Annotated in this window: 7 protein-coding genes; 5 read left to right on the forward strand and 2 right to left on the reverse strand. The window is 61.9% G+C overall.

Translation table 11 applies throughout. The features are described 5' to 3' along the window. Positions 1–311: 311 nt before the first annotated feature. Complete coding sequence (locus tag AC13RC_RS33950) at positions 312–1514, forward strand: glycosyltransferase family 4 protein (RefSeq protein ID WP_488559779.1); 1203 nt, start codon at positions 312–314, stop codon at positions 1512–1514. On the opposite strand, the gene AC13RC_RS33955 is transcribed toward AC13RC_RS33950, so the two are convergent. Then, a complete protein-coding gene (locus AC13RC_RS33955; RefSeq protein ID WP_113352958.1) occupies positions 1481–2335 on the reverse strand; it encodes a glycosyltransferase family 2 protein in 855 nt (284 codons plus the stop codon). The two genes, AC13RC_RS33950 and AC13RC_RS33955, sit on opposite strands and share 34 nt — an antisense overlap. 188 nt (positions 2336–2523) lie before the next feature. Between AC13RC_RS33955 and AC13RC_RS33960 the strand changes: the two genes are divergently transcribed. From AC13RC_RS33960 to AC13RC_RS33975, 4 genes are all read left to right on the forward strand, one after another. Further along, a complete protein-coding gene (locus tag AC13RC_RS33960) occupies positions 2524–4038 on the forward strand; it encodes a lipopolysaccharide biosynthesis protein (RefSeq protein ID WP_113420400.1) in 1515 nt (504 codons plus the stop codon). Positions 4039–4048: 10 nt separating this feature from the next. Further along, positions 4049–5839 carry an alpha/beta fold hydrolase gene (locus tag AC13RC_RS33965; protein WP_488559780.1) on the forward strand — a complete coding sequence of 597 codons (1791 nt, stop codon included), beginning with the start codon at positions 4049–4051 and terminating at the stop codon, positions 5837–5839. Positions 5840–5902: 63 nt separating this feature from the next. Continuing rightward, entirely contained in the window at positions 5903–6571 is a 669-nt protein-coding gene (locus AC13RC_RS33970) for a response regulator (protein ID WP_095433066.1), read from the forward strand. Then, positions 6561–7976: a sensor histidine kinase gene (locus AC13RC_RS33975; RefSeq protein WP_488559781.1), complete on the forward strand. Its 1416-nt coding sequence runs from the start codon at positions 6561–6563 to the stop codon at positions 7974–7976. The genes AC13RC_RS33970 and AC13RC_RS33975 overlap by 11 nt, the downstream gene beginning before the upstream one ends. Here AC13RC_RS33975 and AC13RC_RS33980 read toward each other — a convergent pair. Next, a partial coding sequence (locus tag AC13RC_RS33980; protein WP_488559782.1) for a hypothetical protein occupies positions 7951–8133 on the reverse strand: 183 nt, incomplete at its 5' end. The genes AC13RC_RS33975 and AC13RC_RS33980 overlap by 26 nt on opposite strands.

Here is an 8133-nt window from a genome sequence, read left to right on the forward strand (position 1 = left end):
AGGACGGCGGCGATCTCCGCTCATATGCGATACCCCTGCCGCAAGCGGGGAGAGGGCTAGGGTGAGGGGCAGGTCACAGGAGCAACCGACAATCATGGTGTCGCGCCACCGCACATCCACCAGACAAGCTCCTCCCACTCCGCAAATCGGCCCGACATTAACCCTCTTGCCCGAAACCGCTCGACTTTCTGCGCAGAATTAAACCCTTTTTAACCGACCCGATGATCTGCTTTGCCGACTGATCAACGGGCGGCGCGCTGCAGCGCCGGATTGCCGGTGCATGGCGCGGCATAGGGGTCGAGGGTGGATCGATGACATCGGCTGTTGCGGATATTCAGGCAAACAAGCAGGCCGGGCCGCTGATCGTGCATGTCGTGCGTCAGTTCCTGCCGAACAAGGGAGGCCTTGAAGATGTCGTTGCCAATCTGTGCCGCCAGCTGGTTTCCCGCGGCTATCGCGTGCGCGTCGTTACCTGCAACAGCCTGTTTTCCGATCCCGACCGCCAACTGCCTGAAGGCGAAACGATCGACGGCATCGAAATCGTCCGCATTCCCTGGTCCGGCTCCAGCCGATATCCGCTGGCGCCCAAGGTTTTCCGCCATCTGGCCGATGCCGACCTCGTTCATGTCCACGCCGTCGATTTCTTCTTCGATGCGCTGGCCTGGGGCAAGCTGATGCACGGACGGCCCATGGTCGCCACCACCCATGGCGGCTTCTTCCACACGCAGAAATATGCGGCCATCAAGAAGGTCTGGTTCAACACGGCAACGCGGCTTTCCGCGCTCGGTTATGCCTCTCTCATCTGCTGCAGCCAATCCGACGCGCGGCTCTTTGCGCAGATTGCCGAAAGCCGCGTGCACCTGATCGAAAACGGCGCCGACGTCGGCAAGTTTTCCAATTGCGCCGCTTTGGAAGCACGTCGCCGCATAGTCACGATAGGCCGTTTCTCGGTCAATAAGCGGCTCGATCACCTGCTCGACGTCATGAAGGTGCTGGCAGGCCGCCATGAGGACTGGCATCTCGATATTATCGGCGCTGAATCGGATCTCGACCGGGCAACGCTGGAAAAGGAAATTGCCGTTCGCAATCTGGAGCGCAATGTCGCGCTGCATGTCTCGATCGACGAAGGCTCGATCCGCAACATCATCGCCCGCGCATCGCTCTTCGCCTCGGCCTCCGAGTACGAAGGCTTCGGTCTCGTGGCGATCGAAGCGATGAGCGCCGGCCTGCTGCCGGTGCTGAACGCCAACGAAGCCTATAAGGCGATGGCCGAAACCCACCCGGCCCTCATGCTCTCGGATTTCTCCAATCCGGAAGCTGCCGCCGATGCGCTGACCGCCGCCTTTGAGCGCCTACAGGGCGACGACCTGAGCCTGCGACAGGAGCTGTTGCGCGATGCCCGCGCCTATGCCTGGGACGAGGTCGCCCAGCGCTATATGGATATCTATGCGGAAACCCTGACGCCGAAAGGCAAGTCGCCTCAGTTCCTGCGCCAGCGCGGCCAGGCGGCGTAACCTTCCAGAATGCCCACCAGCCAGGCGCGCTTGTAGCGGGCCGCATCAAGATTGAATCGCGCCAGCGCCGCCAGCCAGCCGGCGACCGGACGAAACAGGCGATAGCTGACATAATACAAGGGAAAGGCCTGCTTGCGCATCAGCGCGCCGAAGCCACGCCCATATTTGCGCGCACGCTCCACCTGCCGCGGCCCGTATTCGCTCGTGACCTGATCGTGATGGACGATGAGCTCGGGAAAGAACATCGCTTGTCTGCCGGCGCCAAGCGCGCGCAGCAGGAAATCCGCCTCTTCGCCGCTCTGGAATGGCGATTCCGAGCCGACGCCGAGATCCTCGTCGAAACCACCGATATCGACCAGGGCCGCACGGCGCACGAAGATGCCATTGGAATTGCCGCACCTCAGATAGTTCCACCGGGTCAGGGCAAGCCGCGTCTCACCCGTCGGGCTGACGGAGGCAAGACCTTGGGCATCAAGCGTTCGGCCGGTGACGATCGCGAGGTCGGGGTGCTCGGCAAACAAAGTCGCGGCCGTCGAAAGCGTATCGGCCTCGTACCAGCAGTCATCGTCGGGAAAACAGACGTAATCGCCCTCCGCAACCGCCATGCCTTTGTTGCGCGCCCGCGAAAGTCCCTTCGGCGAACGGACGTGACGAATGAGGAAGGAGGGGGAAAAGCGGTCGATAAGCTCGCGCAGCCGGTCGTCGAGGTTCTGATCGACGACGATGACCTCGAAATCCTTATGACTCTGCCCCACCAGCGAACGGAATAGCCGCTCCAGCTGATCGAAACGATCGATCGTGCAGACGATAAGGCTGAACAATGAAACCCTCCGCACAAGCCCTAGAGCGGCCAATATCAGAGAGAAAGAATATTAGCCGAAGTAAAAAATGAACTTAGCGCAGCATTAAACCCTAAATATTAAGGCATATGAAATAGAGCTGACGCTATCCCCACGAAAAGCCGGACATGTGCGGTAGGTTCCGGCAGTTTGAGGAGCGGTCTATCTTCATGACGAAGAGCATAATGGCAAATTCGGTTTTGAACGCCGCGGCGGGATTGACCCTGCTTGCGACCGGCTTTGCATGTTCGATCATAGCGGCGCGCCTGCTAGGCCCCGAGGCCAATGGCATCATCGCCTTTTCTCTGTGGCTGACGACGACGGGAGCACTGATCGCCGAGCTCGGCGCCGGCGTTACCCTGCTGCGCATTCTGCCCCAGCTGAAGGGGAACGGCTATTCTACCGAAGAACGGCTTGGTTTTGCCGCGTATCTACTGCAGCCGACGATTCTCGCAACCGTGATCCTGCTTGCAGGCTACGCCGCCTATTATTGGGATACAGAGCGGCTGCATTGGGCGGGCGATGCATCTGAAGTCATTGTCATCACGGGCGTATTCTTCGTTCTTCAGTCTCTCGGCGCCTACAGCAAGAACTATCTGATCGGCGAGCAGCAAGTCGGCGCGTTCCTGCGCATCACCATAATAAGTTCGGCGCTGCAGCTCGTTACCGTCCTTGCAGGAGCGATCTTCTTCGGCGTCAGCGGCGCGCTCGCCGGCTATGCGATTGGGCAGCTGCCGATGTTCATCGCGACGCTCCGGATTGCGATCGCGCGCAAGAACAGCTGCGGCGTCGGCCTTTCCGCTCTCATCGGCTCGTCGCTCATCCTCTCGATCGAACTCATCAACAGCTCGATTTTTCTCAATCGTATCGAACTCGTCTTCCTGCAGCGCTACTGGGGCATCGAAGCGGTCGGCTTTTATGCCGTCGGCCTGTCGCTCGCCAATCTCGCACTGCAGCTGCCCGTACAATTAAGCGGCAGCCTTCTGCCCTATTATTCCGAACAGATGCATGCCCGGGCATCGGACAAGCTGCCGGTCGAGGTCTTTGCCGGCGTGGCGCGCAGCATAGCCTATATCACCCTGCCGATGAGCTTCGGACTTGCCGCCATTTCGCCGGAGCTTGTCGTGACGATCTTCGGCCCGGCCTTTGCGCCGAGCGGCGGCATGGTGGCGCTGCTGTCCCTGACCGCGGTGCCCTATGTCTTCATGCAGATTTGCACGCAATATCTGTATTCGCTGGATCGCGTGCGCGAACGCACCGTCCTCGGCGTCATCGCCAGCGTCATCATGGTCATCGGCTGCGTCATCGCCGTACCCTTTTTCGGAGGCGAGGGTGCGGCGCTGGTTCGTCTGCTCGCCTTTGTCGCCCTGTGCCTGATGACGGTACGCCGCATGGAATTCGAAGGATCGACGCGCGGTATGCTCATCAACCTTGCAAAAGTTACGGTTGCTGCCATTCTATGCGCGGTTGCAGCCTATGGTTTCGTTCAGGCGCTGACCGGTGTCGCAGGCCTTGTGGGCGCCATCATCGCCGGCGCTCTGGCCTATGGCATTGCGCTCAGAATGCTGAAAGCCGTTCCAGCCGAAGATATCGAGGTCATGCAGAAGATCGCGACGCGGTTGCCTGCACGTATCAATCCGATTGCCACTCAGGCTCTGGCTCTCTTAGCGCCGCGCCGAATGTGAGGAGACTAGCATGGCTGGTTGGGGAGCCGCCGAGGAAAAAGACAAAGGAAGGCAGTCGAGATCGGCAGCGGCCCCGGTAACCTTCGCCGGAACGGTCGGCCTGTTCACATCGGCCATGGCACCTTCGCGCAACACCGCCGCCCTGTTTCTAAGCCCCTGGGGCTTCGAGGAAATGTGCGTGCGCAAGTTCTGGCGGATTCTGGCGGAAGATCTCGCCGATATCGGCATAGCCAGCCTCCGCTTCGATTATATCGGCACGGGTGATGCGCTTGACCTGGCCGATGAAGGCGAAGGTCTGGAGCCGTGGCATGAAACCGCTCTCGCGGCGGCGGCAAAGCTGAAGGCGCTTTCCGGCTGCGAGCGGTTGATTCTCGTCAGCCAGGGGCTTGGCGGAACCATTGCCGCCACGCTCGCCGAACGGCTTGACGGCATTGACGGCGTCGCCTTTCTTGCACCCGTCGTTTCAGGCCGCGCCTATCTGCGCGAACTGAACGTCTGGTCGAAGATGATCGATGAAAGCATGGGGCTTTCCGAAGCGCAGCGTCAGACCGAGGGCGTCACCGTTGCAAGCCTCCGCATGCCCGATAGCGCGGCCGACGCGGTCAGGAAGCTGAACCTCATGACGCTTGACCGGCTGGCCACGCCGAATTGTCTGATACTGACGCGCCCGGGCCGCCCGGGAGACGACGATTTCGCGCGTCATCTCGAAACGCTCGGCCCGGAGGTCACGCAGGCCTCCTATGACGGTTACGACGATCTCGTCTCGAACCCGACCATCGCCACCATGCCGACGGCGGCTGGCCGGAAAATAGTCGAATGGGTGCAGTCGGCCGCCGCCAAAACCGATGAGGCCACATCGAACGATCTTACGCCGCCGGTCGCGGAACCTGTCATCGGCGAAGACTTTCGCGAGACGCCGCTGCGTTTCGGCGCGGACAATCGACTGTTCGGCATTCTCTGCGAGCCGCAAGGTGCCCGAACGGGCGCGACCGCACTGCTCTTGACGACAGCCTATGACCGACATGCGGGCTGGGGCCGGATGTCGGTCACCATGGCGCGCGCGCTTGCCCGCGACGGCATTGCCTCGCTGCGTTTCGATACGGCCAATGTCGGCGACAGCCCGCCGCTTTCCGGGGCACCCGAGCAGGTGCTCTATTCCCGCGACCAGCATCTCGATGTTATTGAGGCATTGGACTTTCTGGAGAAGCGGGGCTTGCTGCCAGCCTATGTGGTAGGACGCTGCAGCGGCGGCTATCTCGCCTTTCAGGCAGCGTTACGCGATGTGCGCTGCCGCGGCCTCATCACGGTCAATCCCTACAGCTTCCATTGGGACGAGAGTCGATCGGTCGATGAAGCGCTGCGCTTCGCTCCCCGATCGCTCGAAACCTACGGGCGCAAGCTCCTGCAGATGGAAACGCTGAAGCGGCTCTTCGGCGGCCAGATCGATGCAAAGAGCGCCATATGCAACATGGCGACCGGGCTCGGACGGCGGGCGATACGGACGGCTCGCCACCTGCTCGGTACGTTCCCCATCTTTGCTGCGGCTCAAGGACCTGTGCTGGGTGGTTTCCGAACGCTTACCAAACGCGGCGTCGACATGTCCCTGATCTACAGCGCCCATGATATCGGCCTCGATCACCTGCATGACGAGTTCGGCGAAAACGGCGCGGGCTTGAAGCATTTTCCGGACATACGCCTCACCATCATCCCCGAAGCCGACCACAATCTGACCCCGCCCTATGCGCGCAAGGTCTATCTGAGGGAGGTCCGTGAGATGGGCCTAAGGCTCGCCAGCCGGTGATCCACTGGCTGGAAAACCGCGGGAATTGTTCGCCATATCCGACACTTGCTGTATAGTCGCTTCATGAGGCTCCTGATCGTCGAAGACAACCGCGAACTGGCGTCCTGGCTCGGCAAGGCGCTGCGTCAGGCGCAGTATGTCGTCGACATCGCTTATGATGGCGAGGATGCCGAGCACATGCTGAAAGTGGCGGCCTACGCCATCGTCATCCTCGATCTGTCGCTACCGAAAATGGACGGGCTGACGCTGCTCAAACGGCTGCGCCAGAGCGGCAATAAGGTGCCTGTCATCATCCTGACGGCCAATGCCAGTCTCGACGGCCGGGTTGCCGGCCTCGACAGTGGCGCCGACGACTACCTCGCCAAGCCTTTCGAGATTGCCGAGCTGGAAGCCCGCATACGCGCGGCCGTCCGCCGCGGCCACGATCGCGCCGCGCCGGAGATCGCCGTCGGCGACTTGGTGTTCGATGGCGGTACGCGGCAATTCTATCTGGCCGGCGAATCGCTGGCGCTGACGCCGCGCGAACATGCCGTGCTCGAACATCTCGTCATGAAAGCCGGCACGACCGTCACCAAGGCGACGCTTTCGGAAAGCGTCTTCGGCTTCGACGACCTCGCCGATACCAGCGCCATCGAGATCTATGTGCATCGCGTCCGCAAGAAGCTCGAAGGCAGCTCCGTGCAGATCGCGACACTGCGCGGCCTCGGTTACCTCCTTCGCCATGCGCAATGACGAGACGTCTCCATCCAAAGGCCTCGTAAGCCGCGCCTTGGGCGGGGTAGCCAGCAGTCTTCGCGCGCAGCTGTTTGCCTGGGTCGTGTTGACCCTGATCGGCGCGATCTGCATCAACCTTTATCTAAGCTTCCGTTCGGCCGATGCGACGGCCGATCTTGTCACCGACCGCACACTCCTCGCCTCGGCCCGCGTCATCGCGGAAGCGACGCATGTCGACGGCAGCGGCACCGTGCAGATCGATATACCTCCGGCAGCGCTGGAAATGTTCGACACCGGCTATGGCGACCGCGTCTTCTATCAGGTGGTCACGGCGTGGGGGAACCTCATCGCCGGTTTTCCCGATCTGCCACGACCGAAACGGGATTTTAGCGGCGAGGACATGACATTTCGGACCGATGGCGTCCGCGTACTCATGCTGAGCCACCCGGTTGTTGGCCTTGATCAGGACAGCACGATTTCCGTCACCGTTGCCGTTACCCATAACAGCCAGTATGCCATGCGCCGCAGGCTGTGGCTGTCGGATTTCACCAAACAGCTCGCGCTTGTCCTGCTTGCCGGGCTGGTGACCATCATCGGCCTGCAGCGCGGCCTTGCCCCTGTACTGCGCCTGCGCGACGCCGTGCGCGAGCGTGGCCGCCAGCGCCTCGATCCGCTGGATCCACACATGGTGCAGAATGAGCTTCGGCCGCTCGTCCACGCCCTCAACGATCATATGGAGCGGGTGCAGAACCAGATGGCGGCGCAGCGTCGCTTCGTCTCGAATGCCGCTCACCAGCTGCGGACACCGCTCGCCCTGATCTCGACGCAGGCAAGCTTTGCTGCCCGTGAAACCGACAATGTCAGGCGCGACGAGGCTCTGACGGCATTGCGGTCCAGCACCCGGCAGGTGACGCGGCTTGCCAGCCAGCTCCTGACGCTTTCACGCGCTGAGCCCGGCAGCCGCCGGCCACGAAGCGATACGATCGATCTGGCGGAAACGGCCCGGCGCGTGCTGGAAACGCTCGCCGAGGAAGCCCTGCGGCGCAATATCGACCTTGGGCTCGAGGCGGATGAAACGGCGGTCCATATCGAAGGCGACGGCACCATGCTGCGCGAAATGCTGGTCAATCTCGTCGACAATGCGCTCCGCTACACGCAGCCGGGCGGCCGCGTGACGGTCGGCGTCAGTCGGGAAGGCGATACGGCTCTGCTATGGGTCGAAGACAACGGACCGGGCATCCCAGAAGCCGAACGCACGCAGGTTTTCGAACGCTTCTATCGCATCATGGGCACCGAGCCGGAGGGCAGCGGCCTCGGCCTCGCCATCGTCCGCGAAGTCGTCGATGGCGCCGGCGGCTCGGTCACGCTTGGCGACGCATCCGGCGGCGGGCTGCTGGTCAGCGTGCGGCTGCCGGCTGTTTGAAAGTGCGGGCGGCGCTGATGGCGGGATAGTCCCCTCTCCCCGCAAGCGGCAGGGGTATTGCATATGAGCGGAGATCGCCGCCGTCCTTCTTCTCCCCATCGGGGAGAAGGTGCCGACAGGCGGATGAGGGGGTGCCTGCCAAGACCACCAAAATCCA

It is taken from the genome of Martinezella sp. CNPSo 3890 (assembly GCF_057784455.1).

Bases quoted from the DNA above. Each gene is read 5' to 3' on its own strand.
- AC13RC_RS33960 (WP_113420400.1), top strand. From the start codon at position 2,524: ATGACGAAGAGCATAATGGCAAATTCGGTTTTGAACGCCGCGGCGGGA.
- AC13RC_RS33965 (WP_488559780.1), top strand. From the start codon at position 4,049: ATGGCTGGTTGGGGAGCCGCCGAGGAAAAAGACAAAGGAAGGCAGTCG.
- AC13RC_RS33975 (WP_488559781.1), top strand. From the start codon at position 6,561: ATGCGCAATGACGAGACGTCTCCATCCAAAGGCCTCGTAAGCCGCGCC.
- AC13RC_RS33970 (WP_095433066.1), top strand. From the start codon at position 5,903: ATGAGGCTCCTGATCGTCGAAGACAACCGCGAACTGGCGTCCTGGCTC.
- AC13RC_RS33950 (WP_488559779.1), top strand. From the start codon at position 312: ATGACATCGGCTGTTGCGGATATTCAGGCAAACAAGCAGGCCGGGCCG.